Source organism: Tenacibaculum sp. 190524A02b (assembly GCF_964036645.1).
Lineage (GTDB): Bacteria > Bacteroidota > Bacteroidia > Flavobacteriales > Flavobacteriaceae > Polaribacter > Polaribacter vairaonense.
Genome location: NZ_OZ038525.1, coordinates 4,404,577 through 4,426,528, shown reverse-complemented (window position 1 = coordinate 4,426,528; position 21,952 = coordinate 4,404,577). Strand labels below are relative to the sequence as shown.

Genomic DNA, 21,952 nt, shown 5'->3' with positions numbered 1-21,952 from the left:
TAAAGTAGTCCTATAATTTTTTAATACTATTTAAAAAAGAAATAACCTTTTCTTTATAACTAGCCCCAATGGGTACTTCAATTGAATCTACCTCTATATCATTTAAGGTAAATGCTGATATTTTATTCGTATTAATAATATAAGAGCGATGAACTCGTAAAAAACGTTTTTCTTTTAACTCTATTTCCATCTCTCCTATTTTGTACTTAGCTACTATACGTTTATCGTTCCTTAAATGCACTTTTACATAATCTTTTAAACTCTCTATAAATAATATATCATTTATAAATACTTTATGATGTTTATTCCCTGACTTTAAAAGTAAAAACTCTTCTTCTTCTTTTTTACCAACTTGCTTTACTATATTTTTTGTACGTACAAAACGGTCAACCGCTTTAAAAAAACGTTCAAAAGTTATTGGTTTTAATAAATAGTCCACCACTTCTAAATCGTAACTTTCAATAGCATAGTCTCTATAAGCAGTTGTAAATATTGTTTTTGGAGGATTCTTTATTGTTTTTAAAAAATCTATCCCTGTAATATTTGGCATTTTTATATCTAAAAATAACAAATCAATTTCCTGAGTACTTACAATTTCAAAAGCTTTTAAAGCATTATTACAAGTAGCCACCACTTCTAATGAAGGTATTTTTTCTATATGACTTTCTAAAAGTTGTATGGCTAACGGCTCATCATCTACTAATAAACATTTAATCATCATTCTATACTTTTTGATTAATTTTTAAAACAACCTTAAATTTCTTCTCTCCTACTTGTATTTGTAAGTCATAATCCGTTTTATAAATCAAGTTTAATTGTTTTCTAATATTAGATAACCCTATACTTTCTTTTTTAAGTCTATATCCTTCTGCAATTGTATTTGTTATACAAAACTCAAATGCTTCTTGATTGTTTTTAATTTCAATCCAAATTTTTGGAGCTCCACTATCTTCTCCTGCCCCATGTTTAAACGCATTCTCTACTAATGACAATAGTATCAATGGAGGAATTTCTCTATCATTATCAATAGTAGCTTGAAACTTTACTTGTAGTCGTTCATCATATCGTAATTTCTCTAATTCTATATAATTTTCCAATAATTTTATCTCATTAGATAAAAGCACAAATTTCTGATTACACTTATATAAAACATGGTCTAGAATTTCTGACAATTTTCCTATTGAACTTGGGGTTTTTGGTGAGTTCGCTAATGATAATGTATAAATATTATTAAGTGTGTTAAATAAAAAATGAGGATTTAATTGTGCTTTTAAAGCCTTTAATTCATTAGCCGTTTTTTCTTTACTCAATAGTAAATCACGTTCTTTAACTTTTTTATAATCTAAAAAATACTTTACAAAAAGGAAAATCAATACCACTGAATACATACTAGGCACATAATGCTTTAGTAATTTTTTCCAATCGGTCAATATCTCTAAAATCGGTTCTTGTGTAAATGGAGGCTTGCGCACTAAAGCTTCTCCTACATGAACCACCATAATTCTTTCTAAAGCACTAAAAACATAAGTTCCTATTAAAAACAAAAGTATAACCTGTATGTATTTTTTCTTAATTAAGAACTTGGGAATAACAAAATAAGCATAAAAATAAGCTGCTAAAACTTGACTCACCAAAATACAACCGTGCATTACCAAAATAGTCACAAAATCGGCATTATCCCTCAATACAAGTTGTCTAGGTATATGCAATAATAAAACTGCTATCCAAAACAATAAATGCTTTAATCCTCTTTTCTTCTGAAAATAATTAATGATGTTCGTAATTGTATTCATATTGGTAAAGATACCTACAAGTTGGTTTTTACAGAAAGTTATCGACAAACTTAAACTTTTTACTCCCAAATGCAACCTTTTACTACCTAAACAAGTCTTTATGGTGATTAAATTCATTTTTGTCGATTTTAAATACGTATTCATCTATTTCAAAACATCCACTTATTTATTAACGTCATATTTGTGCTATTAATCACTTCCCTTGTAAAATGTACAGGGAACATAAAATATTTTTTAACCCATCGATTTAAGACATCGAAAAAGTAACTCTTTGACAATCGCGCTGCGATTAAAACTAATTATTATGAAAAACATTTGTAACCTACTCATTTTATTATGCTCTTTAAATCTATTCTCACAAATAAAAATTACTGGAAAAGTAGTAGAAAAAAACACACAACAACCCTTAGAGCTTGCTACCATTGTTATAACTACTACTACTAACAAAGTAGTTTCTGGGGCATCAACTTCTAATGAAGGTAACTTTATAGTAACTGTAAAACCTGGGACTTACCACTTAAAAGCTGAATTTATTGGTTTCAAACCTCATACTATTAACAACATTACTATTACTAACAATAAAAAATTACCTACTATTTTTTTATCTGAAGATGCACAGGCTCTAGAAGAAGTAGAAATTATTGCCGAGAAATCTACTACCGAATACAAATTAGACAAACGTGTTTTTAATGTTGGTAAAGATTTACTCTCTAAAGGCGGTTCAGTAAATGATATTTTAAACAATGTTCCTTCTGTAAATGTAGATACTGAAGGTACTGTTAGCCTACGGGGTAACACAAGTGTTCGTATACTGATTAACGGGAAACCTTCTGTGTTAACTAACAATAATGGCTTAGAACAAATCCCTTCTGAAAGTATTGAAAAAGTAGAAGTAATTACCAATCCTTCTGCCAAATACGATGCTGAGGGAACTGCTGGAATCATCAACATCATTTTAAAGAAAAATAAAAAAGGTGGTTTTGGTAGCTCTTTACAACTAACCACAGGAATGCCAGATAACCATGGTATTAACTACAACATCAATTACAAACAAGAAAAAGTTAATTTATTCTCTAACATACGTTATCGTTACTTATCATTTGATGGTAATAGTTCATTATTCAGAACTGATTTTAACAATAATGCAGCTACTTCTTATTTAGATAGAAAAACTACCAACCATGTAAATTTTAGTGTATTTAATTTATATTTTGGTGGAGATTATTATATAAACGATCATAATACACTTACATTAAGTTACTATTATAGAGGTAATGTAGGAAAGCGTACAATAGATTATTTAATAAATACACTAAACAGCAACCGCCAAATAGAAGAGTCATTTGCCAATACTTTAAACTATAGAGAACCACAAAAAGCCAATCAAATTGAATTGAATTATGTAAAAACATTTGCTAAAAAAGGACAAAAACTTACGGTTAACTTACAATATGATTTTTGGAATGATGATGAAAATGAATTTATTGAAGAAAAACAACTAACGCCAAACGCTAATAATAGTACCTTACAAACTAGAGATATTGAAAGTAGTAAAGATTTTTTATTTCAATCAGATTTTAAATTACCAATTACTAAAAAATCTTATGTTGAATTAGGTATCAAAGGAGAAGTTAGAAATATTGATAGTGATTATAAAGTTTGGGACAATGGCGCTTTATTAGACAGATTTGATAATTTATTAAGATACAATGAAGGCATTTACGGTGCCTACATTCAATACGGAAATAAGGAAAACAAGTTTCAATATTTATTAGGCTTACGTGCTGAACATGCCAATACAGGAAGCACCGACAGGAAAAACATTTTTACTACAGATAAAAAATATACTGACTTATTTCCTACCATACATTTAACGTATAGTTTCAATAAAGCTACCAATTTACAATTAAGTTATAGTAGAAGAATAAGACGTCCGAGATTTTGGCAACTGAATCCTTTTGGAGGGTATTCAGACCGAAGAAATTTCCGCGTAGGAAATCCAGATTTAAACCCAATGTATACCAATTCTTTTGAATTAGGAACATTAAAACGTTGGTCAAAATTTACTTTAAATCCATCTGTGTATTATCAACACACTACCAATTTATTTGAAACCCAAGTAAGCATTGACCAAGATGGAGCTTTGGTGTCTAAACCTATTAATTCAGGAAAAGAAAATAGATTAGGTGCAGAACTTGCCATTCGTTATTCTCCATACAAATGGTTACGTTTATCTAGTGAATTTAATTACTATGCTTTTGACCAAAAAGGAATTTATACCGTAAAAGATCAAACTTGGTTTACACGATTAAATGCGCGTTTAAAATTTTCAAAATTCAACATTCAAACTAGTGTAAACTATAGAGCTGCCAGACAAAGTGGACAAATTTTTACACAAGATCAATATTGGGCAAATATTGGCGCTAGTAAAGATTTTTGGAATGATAAAGCTTCTGTTACCATAAACATGAATAATATTTTTGACACTAGAGTTGTAAAACAATTAATTACTGGAGAAAATTACACTTCAAACACTTTTAACAGAAGAGTTGGAAGAACCACTTCTATCACGTTCACTTATCGTTTTAATAGAACTAAAAAAGACAGAGATCGTTTACCAGACTAACCTCAACAATAAACTTTTTTCAGTAAACTACCTCCCAAATTCACAATGCATTTAATAAGATAATAAATTTAATTTCATGACAAGCCTTGGGGTATTATACCCTTTGACGATGCCAATAAATCTTGTACACGTTTTTTTCTCACAAAAAAAACGTGTACAGTACGTTATATGGTACATCTGTAAAACGTAAAAAAACTTTTTAAAAATCATTCTACAAGACAGTACAACATAAATTTTAAAAAAGCAGTATAATTGTACTACTTTTAATGAAAAACATATAGCTATGACATCCAAAGAAGTATTTCAGAAAATTCATGCTGAAAATAACAGTGAACTTTATGTAAATAATTTTAAAGTGAATGGAGAAATTGGATCATATATTCATATAACCCAATACCGCTTAAAAGTATTTTATAATAGTGATTTAATGGATGTTTTTTATGATTTTGGAAACTCAGACTCTGCTCTGATCACTATAAACTTACCCTCATCACATACCTTTCCTGAATTTCAATTAACTACTATGGATCACATTACAAAACTTTTCTTTTTCAGGAAGAAAAACTGGCGTTTAAAATGTAAGCACCCTCGTTTAAGTAAAAAAATAGAAACTTTATTAAGAAAACACTCATTAATTGACTTGATAGAAAATACCGGTTTTGAACCAACTATTACAGGAAATCTAAGTATTTCATCTTATAAAGTCACAACTAGATTTTCTTTAAGTTACAGTGAAAACATTACTTCTATTAACACTATTTTTGACTTCCATAAAGGATTAATTGATCTAATAAAAGAAAAATAACACACCCTACTAAGACCTAATTTACTTATATTGCGAAAAAAATAATTGGATGAAAAATGAATAGTACTTTCTTTAAAAAATTCTATAAGAAATCACTAAATTCATTACCAGTTAAATTAGTTTTATAAAATAAATAGCATCACTATAAGTTGTATAAATGTTATAGTAACTGACATTGAGTTCATATAAAAAATGATTAAGTATATAAAAAGAAAAATTTTAAAGAAACAATTAAAAAAAACATTTAAGGAATATGGGTTCGAAATCAAAAAGTTTCAAGTCAATCCTTTTGGAACTATTGAATACGCCCAATGGTTACATCCTTTTGAACAACCTAAAAACATTACTGCATCCAATGTTTTATTTTATCAAAAATTAGCACACAAAGGAAGTTTTATTATTGATATTGGTGCACATACTGGCGACACTACAGTACCTATGGCTTTAGCTGTTGGAAAAGAAGGAAAAGTATTAGGTTTAGAACCTAATAAATTTGTTTACAAGATTCTTGAACAAAATTCGCAACTTAACACACAATTTACCAATATTATTCCACAGTGTTTTGCTGCTACTGATAAAAATGGCTCGTTTACTTTTAACTATAGCGATGCTTCTTTTTGTAATGGTGGATTCTTGTCTCAAATAAAACATCAAAAGCACAATCATAATTATACCCTGGAGGTAGAAGGAAAAAATTTACAGGAATACTTGTTAAAAAATCATGCTAATGATTTAAATAATTTGAGTTTAATTAAAGTAGATGCTGAAGGTTATGATAAAGAAATTTTAAAAACCATTCCTAAAATTTTAAGTCAGTACCAACCTTCTTTAATGATTGAATGTTATAAACGTTTAAACAAGGAAGAGCGATTGGAATTATTTGATATAGTTCATCAGCATGGCTATCGACTCTTTCATATAGATAATTTTGAGCTTTTTGATGATTTAAAAGAAATTAAACGTGAAAACATGATGGATAAAAAGCATTTTGAAATTTTAGCCATTCATAAAAGTAAAGAAATATAAACTGATCTCTTTAAACGAACAAGCCAAAATTCTAAACGAATTTTGGCTTGTTTGTGAACAAATTAATCTTACTGTTATACAACGCTACGTAACCACATTTTAAACTTGGTGATTAAATAGAATAATATTGGCACAACAATTAACGTTAAGAACGTTGCTATGAATAAACCGTAAATTACAGTCCATGCTAGCGGCCCCCAGAAAATTACGTTATCACCTCCTACATAAATATGCGGATCTAACTCTGAAACTAGTGTATAAAAGTTAATATTTAATCCTGTTGCTAATGGTATTAATCCTAAAATAGTAGTAATAGCCGTTAATAATACGGGACGTAAACGTGCCTTTCCTCCTTTAATAATTGCTTCTTTTAAATCTTCTACAGGCACATAATCATCTTCACCAACGTTAGTAGCTACTTTTCGTCTATCAATTAGTAGTTGTGTGTAATCGAGTAATACTACTCCATTATTTACTACAATTCCTGCCAGCGAGATAATTCCCATCATGGTCATCATAATTACAAAAGAAGAGCCTGATGCTACAATCCCTCCAAATACACCAATTAAACTTAAAAAGATTGCTAACATGATAATAGCTGGCTTAGATACGGAGTTAAACTGATAAATTAAAATCAAGAAGATTAAACCTAACCCAGAGAAAAACGCTCCCATTAAGAAAGCCATTTGCTTGTTTTGCTCTTCAATTTGCCCAGTATAATCTACTTTAATAGTTTCTGGTACACCTGTAAAGCTTTTCATTTCATTTTGAATTTTAGAAACAATAGCTCCTGCATCTGTATAACCTGGCGCTAAGGCAGAATATACCGTTACCACCCTCTTTCCATCTTTATGTTTAATTGAGCTAAATCCAGATGTGTTTTTTTGACTTGCCAATGCTGAAACAGGTATAGACTTTACTTGCCCACTCGCCATATCTCTAAATGTAATAGTTTGATTAAATATTACACTGGTATTGTATCTATTTTCCTTATTAAAACGAACGTAAATATCATAATCTTCTCCATCTTCTTTATAAACACCTGCTTTTGCTCCAAAAATTGAATTACGCAATTGTTGCCCTACTTGTGCGGCACTCACTCCTAATTCACCTGCTTTCTTTCTATCAACATCCACCAACATCGTTGGCTTAGATTTGTTCACATCTATCTTTAGTTCTGCGATACCCGGAATAGACTTTGTATTAATAAAATCGCGCATTTTTTCAGCGGCATTAATCAATTCTGCATAATCTTTCCCTTCCAATTCAATATTAATTGGATATCCAGCTGGCGGTCCTACAGGGTCTTTTTCAACAGAAATTGACAACCCTGGATAAATCCCTTGTAAAGCTTCTGTAATTTCTTTCTTCAATTCTTTACTATCCGCTCCTTTTCTATACTTATACTCACGCATAGAAGCTACTATTTTTCCTCTATGTGGCATTTCTGCAGTTGAACCTCCATCTGTTTGCGGGTTTCCTGATCCTGCTCCTACCTGTGTAATAGAACTTTCTACTAAGAAATTATAGTCTTTTTCCAAGTATTTAGAAGAATTGACAATTTTTGTCACGCGTTCCTCTAAATCTTTCATGATTAGATTCGTCTTCTCAATATCTGTCCCTTGCGGATATTCTACATACACTACTACTTGGTTGGGTGTATTATCAGGGAAGAATTCAACTTTTGTTCTTTGTGAACCTACTGAAGCTCCAAATCCCATAAACGCAACTATTAATAAAACAAAAGTAACAACTGTAATTATTTGTGGCCTCCAACCTTTTAATGCACCAATAATCATTTTTTCATAAAAACGCTCCCAGCGTGGTAAAATCTTTCTTTGGAAACCATTTGCTGCTGGTCTCATTACAAACCTGTATACCCAAAAATTAACGGCTGCAAAAATTAACAAAGTTCCTAAAGGTCTTATTGCTCCTCCGAAAATGACAATTAAAAGTCCTAAAACTCCTAAAACAATTGTTAATCTTATGATTCTTTTTAACGGCATGTTTTTATCCTCTGTACTCATAAACTGAGACACTAAAACTGAGTTAAAAAAGATAGCCACAAATAATGAAGATCCTAATACCACAGATAAGGTAATTGGGAAATAAATCATAAACTGTCCCATAACCCCAGGCCACATTCCTAGAGGAATAAAAGCAGCTACTGTTGTTGCTGTTGAAATGATAATAGGAAATGCAATTTCTCCAATACCTTTTTTAGCGGCTTGTAATCTGCTCATTCCTTCTTCATCCATTAAACGGTATACGTTTTCTACAACCACAATCCCATTATCCACCAGCATTCCGAGCCCCATAATTAATCCGAATAATATCATGGTATTCATGGTGTATCCCATTAAATTCAGTATCATTAATGACATAAACATTGACATAGGAATAGCAAATCCAACAAATAACGCATTCTTTAATCCTAAAAAGAACATCAATACCGTTACTACTAGAATCACTCCAAATATGATGTTATTTACCAAATCATCTACTTGTCCAATAGTTTTTGAAGATTGGTCATTAGCTAATGTTACTTTTAAGTTGCTTGGAAAAACATTAGCCTCAGCATCTTTTACTATTTCTCTAATTTTCTCCGTAGCTTCCACCATGTTTTTACCTGAACGTTTTTTAACATCCAACATCACTACAGATTGTCCATCTTCTCTTGCATAGGTAGTTTTATCTTTATCTTTAAAGGTAACTACCGCTATATCTTTCAAGTAAATAGAGTTTCCTCTTTCTGATTTCACTACAAAATCATCTAACTCTTTAGGTTTTTCTATTTCTCCTAATACACGAATGGTTCTTCGCTGCCCACTTGCTATAATATTTCCAGCAGAAATGGTGGTATTTCCATTACCAATGGCTTGCATCACATCACCAAAGCTAACCTTTGCCGCCATCATTTTATAGATATCTACAGCCACTTCTACCTCTTTATCTTCAGCTCCACGGATATCAGCTTTCTTTATCTCCTCTAAATCTTCTATTTCATCTTGTAAATACTCGGCATAGTCTTTAAGTTGTTCTACCGTATAATCACCTGAAATATTAATATTTAAAATAGGTGTTTCTTCAGAAATATTTAATTCAAAAACATTTGGTTCTACCTTAGCTCCATTAAATGTTGGCCAATCTTCACCAGATACTTCTTCATCTATTTCATCTTTCACCTTTTGTTTAGCCGCCTCAACTGTAATGCTTTCATCAAACTCAATAGTAACCATTGATACATTCTCTTGTGATGTAGAATTAATCTTAGTTACATTACTTACCGTTTTTAACTTTTCTTCTAAAGGATCTGTAATCAGTTTTTCAATATCCTCAGCTGTATTCCCAGGAAATACTGAGCTTACATATATTTTAGTTTCTTTTATTTCTGGGAAGTTTTCTCTTGGCATTCCTAGGAAAGCTGAAATACCTGAGAACAATATAATCACCATTAAAACATAAATGGTAGTTTTATTATTAATTGCCCAAGAAGATAAACCAAACTCTTTATCTACTTTTTTTTGTTGTTCTGTCATCAGAATACTTTTTTAATTATTTTTTAGCTAGCTCTAAAATTTTAACTTCCTGATTATCTTTTACACTTCTTGCACCTTCATTAATAATTTGCGCGCCACTTTTAACTCCTTCTACTACCTCAATAACATCTCCTTGTGTTTTTCCAGTTTTTATAATCACTTGCTTCGCTACTGATTTACCTCCAGTTTTATTTACCACATATACATATTGCTCTCCTTTTGAGTTTTCTGAAATGATACTTTGAGGAATTAATATGGCTTTAGGATTTGTATAATCGTTAATTTTTAATTTAGCTGTAAGATTAGGTTTTATACTTCTATCTTTATTTGGTACTCCTATCTCTACTTTAAAAGTTCTATTAGCTGGATTGATAAAATTTCCTGCTTGACGAATTTTAGACGCTAGTGTTTTCCCTAATATTGGGAATTCAACTTGAACTTCTTTCCCTTTCTTAACAGTAGAAATATAGCTTTCAGGAACATCTGTTTCAATATACATATCTCCTAAGTTCACCACTCTAAACACTTCCGATCCTGGTCCAGGAGCCACTACAGTTCCTTGTTCTTTAATTACATCATCTACAATTCCTGTAAAAGGTGCTTTAATTACGCTTTTTCCTAATTGTTGCTTTAACTGATTAACCGTTCTAGTTAAGGCTTCGTAATTTGTTTTAGTTTGTAAATACTGAATTTCAGAACCTATTTTTTGTTCCCAAAGTCTTTTTTGTCTGTCATACGTAGTTTTTGCCAAAGCCGCTTGTGCTTCTGCTTGTGCTACTTGTTGACTTAAACCTCCATCGTCTATTTTTGCTAAGGCTTGTCCTTTGGCTACTCGTTGTCCTTCTTTTACATAGATTCTAACTAATTGTCCTGGCATTTCAGGATACACTAGTACATTTTTCTTGGTCTGTACACTTCCTTGTAAATCTAAATAATGAACAAACTCAGCTTCTTGAGCAGCTATTGTAGTAATTAGAGGTACTTTTTTATTTGTATCTAACTTCGCTATTTCATTATTTAATAATTTTATTTGAGCCGCTAACTCTTGTTGTTTTTTGTCTAATTCGTCTTTTTTAGCACGAATTACTTTTAAATCTTTTGTACCTATTACCGAGGCTACAGATTGTTCTTTACTTCCACAAGAAGCAAATACTGTTATTGTTATTATGATAGTTATTATCCTTCTCATTAGTTGGTTATTTAATAGATATATTTAATGCGTTTTCTAATTTTGCTTTCTTTGCAATCACATTTAACATAGATTGCATATAGGTATTTTGCTGTGTGTATAATTGGTTTTGCGCTTGAAGTAAGTCAAAACTTGAAGAGATTCCTTCAAAAAACTTTACTTGTTGTTTTTTCTCTATACGTTCTGCCAAGGCTAAGTTTTTCTTCGCTGTTTCGTAATTTTCAATACTTAATTGATACTCACTTTTTGCTGTTTTAGCTTGTAAGCTTAATTTCTGTTTTACCTCTTCTTTTTTGATATCTGCATTCTCCAACTCAATTCTTGCTCTTGCTGTCTTTGCACGTCTTCCAAAACTACTAAAGATAGGTACGTTTAAACTTACTCCAAATAATGAATAATCAAACCATTGCTGACTACTATCAAAAAAGGTAAAAGTATCTGAGTTAGCATTTGCTCCATAGTTAATAAATGCTGATAAACTAGGTAATGCTTTACTTTGCTCTAATCGTATTAACAAACGTTTACTCTCTCTATCATTCTCTATCATTCGGTAATCAATATGCTTACTTACATCAAACACCTTGGTTAACAAACTTAAATCTGTATTTGATACTACTAGATTATCTAAAGAATCTGTCAAAACTAACTTTGTTTCAATGGCATTTCCTAAAGAGATATTCAACATTTGATACGCTATTTCTTTCATTCTTTTAGCATTATTCAAATTGTTTTCAATATTACCTAAGGTAATTTGTAATTGCTCTACATTTTCAAGCTCAGTTAAACCATTGTCATAAATTTTTTGTGTTTCATTCAAGTTTTTTTCTAAAACTCGTTTATTACTTTCTAAAATCTCAATTGATTTTTCAGTAACTAACACATTTCCATAAGCATTAACAACAGCTTCTCTTGTAGATAACTCTGTTTTTTCTTTAGCTTGCTCAGAAATTTTTAAATAGGTTTTAGCTGACTGTAAGCCTACTAAGTATGAACCATCAAATAACAATTGTGTTAAAGTTACCGATGCATTTACACTTTGTTTCGTACCAAAAGGAACTGCTAAACCTCCTGTAGGAGCATCTGGTATATCTTTAATAACACCTAAAGAAGATAAATCGTAAAAATCTCCTAATTGTCTTATTTGACTAAACCCATCTGCAAAACCAGCTGGGAAAATAGACACCTGCTGTTTTAACCAGTTTTGGTAATCTACTTTACCGTTAATTTGCGGTAACCCCATAGTAGTAGTTTCCCACTTTCTTTCATGAGCTGCTTCAATATTTTTTGAAGCAATCTTATTGTCGTAGTTATTTTTTATAGCGTATTCAATAGCCCCCTGCATTGATAAACGCATCTCTTTTTCTTGTGCGAGTACAACACTCGTTAAAAAGAATACAAATACACTGTATATGTATTTTCTCATTGTTATTTGTTTTGGTTTATTATTTTTAATTGTTTCTCTAACTCTTTCAATCCTTTTTCTGTAGCAATAGCTCTTATATGGTATTCTAATATTTCATATTCTATTTTCAGCACTTCTTGTATTTCATGGCTATACAAATCACTTTCAAATACTCCAAAAATTAATGTGAAATAGAAATTGACGATTAAATCTTTTTTAATATCGCTCCTGTACAAGCCTTGTTCTACTCCCTTTATTAAATTATCTAAATTGCAATCTCTAAACATACATACTTCACGCTCCATTAACTTTGTGTAAGTTTCTGGGTAGTATTTTTTCAATTGGTACATGGGTGATGTTTTCGCATTTTTAAACATTTCTTTAAAAATGGCTTTAACTGCAAATTCTTCCTCAATAGCATTATACTGCTGCTCTTTTATATATAAAATAGTACTATCAATAGCTTTTTGAACAGCTTCTGTAGCAGCATCAACTAAAGCAACTTTATTAGAAAAATATTTATATAAGGTTTTTTTAGATACTCCTAACTCCCTAGCAATATCATCCATCGTAACACTTTTAAACCCGAAGTTTAAAAACATTTCTCCAGCTTTCTCTAAAATCTTATCTTTCATACTTTGATAAATTCGAGGGCAAAAATACAAAAGGAAACTTTAGAAACATAAAAAGTTTCCAAAGTTTTAATTTTTTTTAACATTATATGAGTTTAGCATTTTTGTTTCCTTATTTTTACCAAAATTTTTTCAGATTTGGACTTACTACAATATCATTCAGATTTTATAAATTATTTAGAAAAGCAAAACTTCAATAGAGAGCCTAAAAACTTATACGAACCTATTGATTATATACTTCAACTTGGTGGAAAAAGGATAAGACCCATCTTAACATTAATTGCTGCTGATATTTTTTCTGGTAGCTATAAGGATGCTTTACCTGCCGCGCTTGCCGTAGAAGTTTTTCACAACTTTACATTGGTACATGATGATATTATGGATGATGCTCCTTTACGAAGAGGCAAAGAAACGGTACATGAAAAGTGGAACATTAATACAGGGATTTTATCTGGTGATGCTATGTTAATTTTAGCGTATCAGTATTTCGAAAACTACAAACCTACTGTTTTTCAAAAACTTGCTCAACTATTTAGTAAAACAGCTTTAGAAGTATGTGATGGCCAACAGTTGGATGTTGATTTTGAAACTAGAAATGACGTTACTATTGGTGAATATATAAAAATGATAACTCTTAAAACTTCAGTTTTAGTTGCAGCTGCATTAAAAATGGGGGCAATAGTTACTGAAACTGATGATGCACAAGCTGATTTACTTTATAATTATGGATTAAATTTAGGTATTGCTTTTCAATTACAAGATGATTACCTAGACACCTTTGGGAATCCAGAAACTTTTGGTAAACAAATAGGTGGAGATATTATTGAAAATAAAAAGACCTACCTCTATTTAAAAGCTTTGGAAGTAAGTAATAATAACGATAAAGAAAACTTATTAAACTTCTACAATGGAAAAGAAAAAAATATTGAAGAAAAAATAGAACAAGTCACAGCTATTTTCAATAACAATAATATTCCTGAACACACGGAACAACTTATTGAATACTACACCAATAAATCTTTTGAGTATTTACAAGATTTAGCTATTAGTGATGAGGCAAAGGAGGGATTACGCGCCTTTGGAATGAATTTAATGAGCAGAAAAGTTTAAAAAATTCTTTGGTATTTTAAAAAAGTTTATATCTTTGCAAACCGAAAATAACGGGTCCTATAGCTCAGTTGGTTAGAGCACCTGACTCATAATCAGGGGGTCCATGGTTCGAGCCCATGTGGGACCACCTTTAAAGCTTCACTTTTTGTGAAGCTTTTTTGTTTTTACAAATCCTTCAACCTTTCTCTTACTAAATACTTAGGGTTCTTCTGAAACTCATCCCACAACCTTATCAATTGTTTAAACAACTCAGTTTTTACACCTTCTTCGCCATGATGAATAACAATATGTGCGATTAAATTATAGCAAGCTGTATATTCTCCACAGGCTATTAATACATTTAGCATATCATTAGACCTATCTTTTTTAGTGAACCACAACGTAGTTCCAAAAGCAGCACTTTTTGTTGAGTTTTCAATTATTAAGCCATTAATATCTTTAGTATACACCACTATCTTTTCCCAATTCCTTACTCGTTCTGGTTTTTTAGTTTTTTCTCCATAAATATCTTCACAACGTAATTCATACACGGTTGATGTAGCTATTTTAGTAGGAAATGTACTATACAAGGTTGCAGCATGTTGCCTTCTATCGTTTTTCAGAAAAATAACACTTGCCATACGTAACAAAGACTTCCCTCTGTTAACAATATAGAAGCCAACCCTTTTTGGCGGTAAATACAACCGTTGATCAATTCCTGTTTGTTGTTGCATTAAATTTGACAGTAAAAAAAATCCTATTTGAATAAAAATTAAAAAAGCTAAAAACACTACACTTATCGTATAAGAAACCAACCATTTTTGCAAAAAGAAAAATACTGTTATCACCAACATAAAAAGCAAGGTAAACGCACTAGATACCCAAGAGGCATATTTACTAAACTTATTTTTAGACGCAAACTCAAACCCCTTTCCTGTATAGGGTGATGCTACATCACTCACAAAATATAAATCATACCCTTCATTTGTATTATTTTGAACATCAGACACAAAAACAGAAGTACCCTGATTATCCAAAATCCCACCATCCATTAAACCAATCTCTTCTAATTCTTTGTACTTTTCAGTAAAATCACTAGGAAAACCTATAGGTTCAAATCCACCAGGAAAAGCCGTAGATGCTGCAATAACATCACCTAATTTAATATCATCTAATATATCTTTGTAAGCTCCATGTGCCTTACCATTACCAAATCGTTTCCTATTTCCTTTTATATTTTGAAATCTAAAATGATAGGTTGTATCAAAATCAGTTGCATTAAAAATTACTCTTTTTAAATGTGTTTTCTTTTCCGCTATCATATCCTGAACTTGCCCTAGTGTTACATGATTAGTAGCTTCATTATACTCTATTGCAAAGGCATTGATGGGATTTTTTCTTTTATGTTTATTTTCAGGTTTATTCCAAATCAAAGGCCATCGTAAATGACTTATTGCATTACTTGCTAAATCATCCTTTTCTAACCATTGATAATATTCTTTAAAAAAGACATCAAACCCCTTTTCTTCTACTTGTGATTGTGCATATTTAACACCTGTAATTGTACCGCCAGAAACAGTAGAAATTGCTTTTACATTTTCTAACAAGCCTACTTTTTCTAATAGAGAAAGTGTTCCTAATGAAAAACAAGCCGCTCTATAGCCTCCGCCTGAAAAGCTTAGCGCAATAGTTTGGAATAAATCCATAATAATATAATAGTAGTTTAAGTTAATTAGTTGACAGCATTTGGAAGTAATTATTTTCTTTTACTCCTTCTCCTTTCTAGTCCTTAAAAATACATGTAAACACTTAAATAAAATAGTCTAATAGAATTTAATTCCTTTCTTAAAAAACAAACGGATCCATTCTCCTATAAAAATACCCCAATTATTAAACAAAACTCAACTTACTTACTAAACCGACTTTCACATCAATAAATCTTTACCTCTAAACTTGTACAAGAAAAAATTTGTACAGAATTGTACAATCAGAAAATAAAAACGAAAATTGATTGCACAAAAAAACCACCTTACAAACTAATGTAAAGCAGCTTCTTTTATTACCGTATTGCTTACTCTTACCGCCACGAGAGAGATTTTCGCGGTAGCTTCTTTATTTTTATTACTAATTATTGGGTAACTTAACCCCCTAAGCTCACTCATCAATAAGACAAACTAACATTATCTTACAATCTTTTCTTTATAGTACTTTTTACAACACCTATTGATTAGAAAAATTTAAACTATGCAATCTTGCTACATACTTTCCTATCACATCAAATTCTAAATTCACCTTCGTTCCTATTTCAAAGTTTTTAAAAGTAGTATGTGCTAATGTATAAGGTATAATTGCTACACTAAACTCATTATCTTTTGAGTTCACCACTGTTAAACTAACACCATTAACTGTAATAGAACCTTTTTCTATAGTTACATTCTCACCATCAAAATCATAAACAAACGTAAAAATAGTACTCCCATCTTCATCCTTTATTCTGTTACAAACTGCTGTTTTATCTACATGCCCTTGAACAATATGTCCATCTAATCTAGCTCCCAATTTCATTCCTCTTTCCAAATTCACCTCATCACCTACTTTTAATCCTTCTAAGTTTGTTTTATTTAAAGTCTCTTGTATCGCAGTAACCACGTACTCATCTCCGTTAATTTCAACAACTGTTAAACACACGCCATTATGCGCTACACTTTGATCTATTTTTAACTCAGAAGTAATTTCCGACTGTACACTTATATGAAGATTTCCTTGCTCTCTTTTTAAATCCGCTATAACACCAAGTGTTTCTATAATTCCAGTAAACATTCTCTAAATTTTAGTTACTTTTGTTAGCATCAAAAATACGATATTAGAAAGGTATACTATGGATAAATCAGACAAAATTATTGTTGGAATTTCAATTGGAGATATAAATGGAATAGGAATAGAAGTTATCCTAAAGACTTTTGAAGACAAGCGTATGCTTGACTTTTGCACTCCTGTTTTATTTGGTGCTAACAAAACTATTTCCTTTCACAAAAAAATACTAAAACTAAACAATAGTATTCACGGTATTAATTCTCTTGACAATATTGTTCATGGAAAAATAAACTTATTTAATATTTGGAAAGAAGACGTTAAAGTTGAGTTAGGGAAAAACACAGCTACTGGAGGTAACTACGCCTTAAAATCTTTACAAAAAACTGTAGAAGCCCTAAAAGTAGATAAAATTGACCTTCTAGTAACCGCCCCTATAAATAAAGAAAACATACAATCGAAAGACTTTAACTTCCCTGGTCATACTGAATACTTAAATGATAATTTTGAAGGAGAAAGTTTAATGATTTTAATGACCGAAGATTTACGCATAGGCTTAATCACAGGTCATATACCTGTTTCAAAAATTTCAGAATCAATTACACCTGAATTAATTAAATCTAAGGTTGAAATTATGCATAAGTCTTTAAAAGAAGACTTTAATATTAGCAAACCTAAGATTGCCGTTCTAGGTTTAAATCCGCATTGTGGAGATAAAGGTGTTATTGGAAAAGAAGATGACGAACTTATAAGACCTGCTTTAAAGGAAATTCAAGATACTGGAAAATTAGTTTTAGGTCCTTATGCAGCTGACGGCTTTTTTGGTTCTAAAACCTACCTACAATTTGACGGTGTTTTAGCAATGTACCACGACCAAGGCCTTGCTCCTTTTAAAGCTTTATCTTTTGGAAATGGCGTTAACTTTACCGCTGGATTAAATAAAGTTAGAACTTCACCTGACCATGGAACTGGTTTTGATATTGCAGGAAAAAACAAAGCTAATCCTGATTCTTTTAAAGAAGCATTGTTTAGCGCATTAAAAATACACAAAAACAGAACTGAATATCAAACCCTTACCAAAGAAGCTTTAGATAAAAAACAGTAAAAAAATATATTTTATTAGTACAAAGTAAAAACATTTTTCATATCTTTGCCCGCTCAAATTGATATTGTAGATGAAAGACTTAAAAGATTTCAATGTACCTTTTGTAGGTTTAAAAGAAGGAAGTCATTTATTTGAATATCATATTGACAAGACGTTCTTTGAAGCTTTTCAATTTGATGAATATAATGACAGCAATGTAACTTGTAATATTGAACTAACTAAAAAAAGCACTCTAATGGAGTTCTTTTTTAAAGTAAAAGGAAATGTGAATGTTCCTTGTGATATTACAAATGAATTTTTTGATCAAAGTATAGAAGGAGAATTAAAACTTGTAGTAAAGTTTGGTCATGAATATAATGATGATAATATAGATATTCTTATTATACCTCATGATTCATATCAAGTTAACATAGCTCAATATATTTATGAACTAATTGTATTATCTGTTCCTAGTAAAAGAATACACCCTAAAGTGGCAGATGGTACGATGGAATCAGAGGCTTTAAAAAAACTTGAAGAGTTAAGAATAAAAGACAATAACAACAATACTGTTGAAGAAAAAACAACAGACCCTAGATGGGATAAATTAAAGGATTTACTAACAGATAAATAAGATATAAAATGGCACATCCAAAGAGAAAAATATCTAAAACAAGAAGAGATAAAAGAAGAACTCATTATAAAGCTTCTATACCTCAAATAGCTGTTGACCCAACAACTGGAGAAGCTCATTTATACCATAGAGCTCACTGGCACGAAGGAAAATTATATTACAGAGGTCAAGTAGTATTAGATACTGCTGCTGCTGAAGCATAAAAAATAGTTTTTAAAAAACTAAAACAACCCTCGTATTGAGGGTTTTTTTGTGTTTTCTCAAAAAAAGCCCTCTATTTTGGCTTTTTTTCTTTAAAAAAGTGAAATAATTTTCATTTCTTTGAACACTAGTTTTATAACTAAAGCAAACAACTATGACTAAAATAACTGCAGCTATCACAGCAGTAGGAAAATATGTTCCAGAATATGCACTAACTAATAAAGAGTTAGAAACTATGGTTGACACTAATGATGAGTGGATAACCTCTAGAACCGGAATCAAAGAAAGACGAATTTTAAAAGAAGAAGGTGCTGGTACTTCTTTTATGGCCATTAAAGCAGCTGAAGATTTACTTCAAAAATCAGGAGTAGATGCATCAGAGATAGATATGGTTATCTTAGCCACAGCAACTCCTGACCTTCCTGTAGCGTCAACCGCAGCTTATACAGCCTCAAAAATTGGTGCTGTTAATGCCTTTTCTTATGACTTACAAGCTGCTTGCTCTAGCTTCCTTTATGGAATGTCAACAGCTACTAGTTATATAGAAAGTGGACGTTATAAGAAAGTGTTATTGATTGGAGCGGATAAAATGTCTTCTATAATAGATTACACAGACCGAACTACATGTATCATTTTTGGAGATGGTGCAGGTGCAGCTCTGTTTGAACCTAATACTGAAGGTTTAGGCTTACAAGACGAGTACTTACGTAGTGATGGTATTGGACGTGAATTCTTAAAAATTGACGCTGGTGGTTCAATTTTACCTCCATCAGAAGATACGATTAAGAATAAACAACACTTTGTGCATCAGGAAGGAAGAACTGTTTTTAAATTTGCAGTTTCTAACATGGCTGATGTTGCTGAAAAAATGTTGACTAGGAATAACATTACTAAAGAAGATGTTCAATGGTTAGTACCGCATCAAGCTAATAAAAGAATTATTGAAGCAACAGCAAATAGAATTGGTTTAGAAGGCGATAAAGTTATGATGAATATTCATAGGTATGGAAATACTACCTCAGCTACTTTACCTTTATTACTTGCTGATTATGAAAAAGAGTTAAAAAAAGGAGATAACTTAATATTCGCCGCATTTGGTGGTGGTTTCACATGGGGAGCTATCTACTTAAAATGGGCATATAATTCATAAACCAAACAACTTAAACTTAGGAAAATGGATATTAAAGAAATTCAAAGTCTTATAAAGTTTGTAGCTAAGTCAGGTGCAAGCGAAGTAAAGTTAGAGATGGAAGATGTTAAGATTACCATCAAAACAGGAAGTTCAACACCAGAAACAACTATCATTCAAGCAGCAGCGCCTGTAGCGCAAGCTCCACAAATGATAGCACAAGCACCAGTAGCACAGCCTGCAGCAACACCTGCCACTCCTACTACTGAAACAAATGATGATGATTCAAAGTATTTAACTATTAAATCACCAATCATCGGAACTTTCTATAGAAAGCCTTCTCCAGACAAACCTTCTTTTGTAGAAGTAGGGTCTACTGTTAAGTCTGGTGACACAGTATGTGTTATTGAAGCAATGAAATTATTTAACGAAATAGAATCGGAAATATCTGGTAAAATAGTTAAAGTTTTAGTAGACGATTCTTCTCCTGTAGAATTTGACCAACCTTTATTTTTGGTTGACCCATCTTAATTAATAGTTATTCTTTAACTAGTATTTGTTTCTAAACTACAAATACAACTTTAAATTATAACCTTTAAATTATCTATTATGTTTAAAAAAATATTGATAGCCAATAGAGGTGAAATTGCCTTACGTGTAATTAGAACCTGTAAGGAGATGGGCATAAAAACTGTGGCAGTTTATTCAAAAGCAGACGAAGAGAGTTTACATGTTCGCTTTGCTGATGAAGCTGTTTGTATTGGTCCTGCTCCTAGTAGCGAGTCTTATTTAAAAATGGCAAACATTATAGCTGCAGCAGAAATAACAAATGCTGACGCTATTCACCCAGGATATGGTTTTTTATCTGAAAATGCCAAATTTTCAAAGCTTTGTGAAGAACACGATATTAAATTTATTGGTGCTACTTCTGAAATGATTGAAAAAATGGGAGATAAGGCTACTGCCAAAGCAACTATGATTGCTGCTGGTGTACCTTGTATTCCTGGTTCTGAAGGTATTTTGGATTCTTATGATGAAGCCGAAAAATTAGCCGTTGAAATGGGGTTCCCTGTTATGCTTAAAGCTACCGCTGGTGGTGGTGGTAAAGGTATGCGTGCTGTATGGAAAGTTGAAGATTTACGTGACGCATGGGATTCTGCTAGAATGGAAGCGAAAGCTTCATTTGGTAACGATGGCATGTACATGGAAAAATTAATTGAAGAGCCTCGTCATATTGAAATTCAAGTTGTAGGTGATGCTTATGGTAAAGCTTGCCATTTATCTGAAAGAGACTGTTCTGTACAACGTCGTCATCAAAAATTAACAGAAGAAACTCCTTCTCCTTTTATGACTGATGAATTGCGTAACGCAATGGGAGAAGCTGCTGTAAAAGCTGCAGAATTTATAAAATACGAAGGTGCTGGAACGGTAGAATTCTTAGTAGATAAACATCGTAATTTCTACTTCATGGAAATGAATACGCGTATTCAAGTAGAGCATCCTATTACAGAAGAAGTTGTAGATTATGATTTAATACGTGAGCAAATTTTAGTAGCTGCTGGTGTTCCTATTTCTGGTAAAAATTATACACCTCAACTACATTCTATTGAATGTAGAATTAACGCAGAGGATCCTCATAATGGATTTAGACCTGCTCCAGGTAAAATAACTTCATATCATGCTCCAGGAGGCCATGGTGTGCGTGTAGACACACATGTATATGCTGGTTATATGATTCCACCAAATTATGACTCTATGATTTCAAAATTAATTGTTACTGCTCAAACTAGAGAAGAGGCAATTAATAAAATGAAACGTGCTTTAGATGAGTATGTAATTGAAGGTGTAAAAACTACAATTCCTTTCCATAGACAATTAATGGATCATCCTGATTATGTTGCAGGAAACTATACTACAAAGTTTATGGAAGATTTTGAAATAAAATAATTGATTCAAAATAATATAAAAAAATCAGTGAAAGTTTTCACTGAT

General features: G+C 31.4%; 18 protein-coding genes and 1 tRNA gene. 11 read left to right on the top strand and 8 right to left on the bottom strand.

Annotation, left to right across the window (positions count from 1 at the left end; translation table 11 throughout):
• Window positions 1–10 precede the first annotated feature (10 nt).
• Window positions 11–721 (bottom strand): LytTR family DNA-binding domain-containing protein, encoded by a 711-nt coding sequence (locus ABNT65_RS17865; protein ID WP_348702611.1) that lies wholly within the window; start codon window positions 719–721, stop codon window positions 11–13.
• Window position 722: 1 nt separating this feature from the next.
• Window positions 723–1,793 (bottom strand): sensor histidine kinase, encoded by a 1,071-nt coding sequence (locus ABNT65_RS17860; protein ID WP_348746498.1) that lies wholly within the window; start codon window positions 1,791–1,793, stop codon window positions 723–725.
• Between the two features lie 304 nt (window positions 1,794–2,097).
• Between ABNT65_RS17860 and ABNT65_RS17855 the strand changes: the two genes are divergently transcribed.
• The 3 genes from ABNT65_RS17855 to ABNT65_RS17845 all read left to right on the top strand — a co-directional run bounded on the left by ABNT65_RS17855 (window position 2,098) and on the right by ABNT65_RS17845 (window position 6,250).
• Window positions 2,098–4,419, top strand: a complete 2,322-nt coding sequence (locus ABNT65_RS17855) for an outer membrane beta-barrel family protein (RefSeq protein ID WP_348746497.1) — start codon at window positions 2,098–2,100, stop codon at window positions 4,417–4,419.
• Between the two features lie 283 nt (window positions 4,420–4,702).
• The gene (locus ABNT65_RS17850) at window positions 4,703–5,224 is read left to right on the top strand and encodes a hypothetical protein (protein ID WP_348746496.1); all 522 of its coding nucleotides are present in this window, start codon (window positions 4,703–4,705) and stop codon (window positions 5,222–5,224) included.
• Window positions 5,225–5,416: 192 nt separating this feature from the next.
• On the top strand, window positions 5,417–6,250 hold the full coding sequence (locus ABNT65_RS17845; RefSeq protein ID WP_348746495.1) for an FkbM family methyltransferase: 834 nt from the start codon (window positions 5,417–5,419) through the stop codon (window positions 6,248–6,250).
• A 74-nt stretch (window positions 6,251–6,324) separates the two neighbouring features.
• On the opposite strand, the gene ABNT65_RS17840 is transcribed toward ABNT65_RS17845, so the two are convergent.
• Genes ABNT65_RS17840 through ABNT65_RS17825 form a run of 4 tightly spaced genes read right to left on the bottom strand, consistent with a single transcriptional unit; the run spans window position 6,325 to window position 13,015 of the window.
• Window positions 6,325–9,789, bottom strand: a complete 3,465-nt coding sequence (locus tag ABNT65_RS17840) for an efflux RND transporter permease subunit (protein ID WP_348736722.1) — start codon at window positions 9,787–9,789, stop codon at window positions 6,325–6,327.
• A 16-nt stretch (window positions 9,790–9,805) separates the two neighbouring features.
• Window positions 9,806–10,978: an efflux RND transporter periplasmic adaptor subunit gene (locus ABNT65_RS17835; protein WP_348746494.1), complete on the bottom strand. Its 1,173-nt coding sequence runs from the start codon at window positions 10,976–10,978 to the stop codon at window positions 9,806–9,808.
• Between the two features lie 7 nt (window positions 10,979–10,985).
• Entirely contained in the window at window positions 10,986–12,401 is a 1,416-nt protein-coding gene (locus ABNT65_RS17830) for a TolC family protein (RefSeq protein ID WP_348746493.1), read from the bottom strand.
• Between the two features lie 2 nt (window positions 12,402–12,403).
• Window positions 12,404–13,015 (bottom strand): TetR/AcrR family transcriptional regulator, encoded by a 612-nt coding sequence (locus ABNT65_RS17825; RefSeq protein WP_348746492.1) that lies wholly within the window; start codon window positions 13,013–13,015, stop codon window positions 12,404–12,406.
• Window positions 13,016–13,150: 135 nt separating this feature from the next.
• Here ABNT65_RS17825 and ABNT65_RS17820 point away from each other — a divergent pair, with 135 nt between their 5' ends.
• Window positions 13,151–14,122, top strand: coding sequence for a polyprenyl synthetase family protein (locus tag ABNT65_RS17820; RefSeq protein WP_348736726.1), 972 nt, complete (start codon window positions 13,151–13,153; stop codon window positions 14,120–14,122).
• A 53-nt stretch (window positions 14,123–14,175) separates the two neighbouring features.
• A tRNA-Ile gene (locus tag ABNT65_RS17815) sits at window positions 14,176–14,249 on the top strand.
• 37 nt (window positions 14,250–14,286) lie between these two features.
• Here ABNT65_RS17815 and ABNT65_RS17810 read toward each other — a convergent pair.
• Window positions 14,287–15,807: a patatin-like phospholipase family protein gene (locus tag ABNT65_RS17810; protein ID WP_348746491.1), complete on the bottom strand. Its 1,521-nt coding sequence runs from the start codon at window positions 15,805–15,807 to the stop codon at window positions 14,287–14,289.
• A 514-nt stretch (window positions 15,808–16,321) separates the two neighbouring features.
• Window positions 16,322–16,921 carry a riboflavin synthase gene (locus tag ABNT65_RS17805; protein WP_348736730.1) on the bottom strand — a complete coding sequence of 200 codons (600 nt, stop codon included), beginning with the start codon at window positions 16,919–16,921 and terminating at the stop codon, window positions 16,322–16,324.
• 58 nt (window positions 16,922–16,979) lie between these two features.
• On the opposite strand from ABNT65_RS17805, the gene pdxA reads away from it, so the two are divergent.
• From pdxA to accC, 6 genes are all read left to right on the top strand, one after another.
• A complete protein-coding gene (gene pdxA / locus ABNT65_RS17800; RefSeq protein WP_348736732.1) occupies window positions 16,980–18,017 on the top strand; it encodes a 4-hydroxythreonine-4-phosphate dehydrogenase PdxA in 1,038 nt (345 codons plus the stop codon).
• Window positions 18,018–18,087: 70 nt separating this feature from the next.
• Window positions 18,088–18,630: a DUF177 domain-containing protein gene (locus ABNT65_RS17795; RefSeq protein WP_348702595.1), complete on the top strand. Its 543-nt coding sequence runs from the start codon at window positions 18,088–18,090 to the stop codon at window positions 18,628–18,630.
• An 8-nt stretch (window positions 18,631–18,638) separates the two neighbouring features.
• Window positions 18,639–18,833, top strand: a complete 195-nt coding sequence (gene rpmF / locus ABNT65_RS17790; RefSeq protein ID WP_348702594.1) for a 50S ribosomal protein L32 — start codon at window positions 18,639–18,641, stop codon at window positions 18,831–18,833.
• 152 nt (window positions 18,834–18,985) lie between these two features.
• Complete coding sequence (locus ABNT65_RS17785) at window positions 18,986–19,981, top strand: beta-ketoacyl-ACP synthase III (RefSeq protein WP_348702593.1); 996 nt, start codon at window positions 18,986–18,988, stop codon at window positions 19,979–19,981.
• Window positions 19,982–20,005: 24 nt separating this feature from the next.
• Window positions 20,006–20,491, top strand: coding sequence for an acetyl-CoA carboxylase biotin carboxyl carrier protein (gene accB, locus ABNT65_RS17780; protein ID WP_348746490.1), 486 nt, complete (start codon window positions 20,006–20,008; stop codon window positions 20,489–20,491).
• Window positions 20,492–20,569: 78 nt separating this feature from the next.
• Window positions 20,570–21,907, top strand: coding sequence for an acetyl-CoA carboxylase biotin carboxylase subunit (gene accC, locus ABNT65_RS17775; protein WP_348702591.1), 1,338 nt, complete (start codon window positions 20,570–20,572; stop codon window positions 21,905–21,907).
• The last annotated feature ends 45 nt before the right edge of the window (window positions 21,908–21,952 follow it).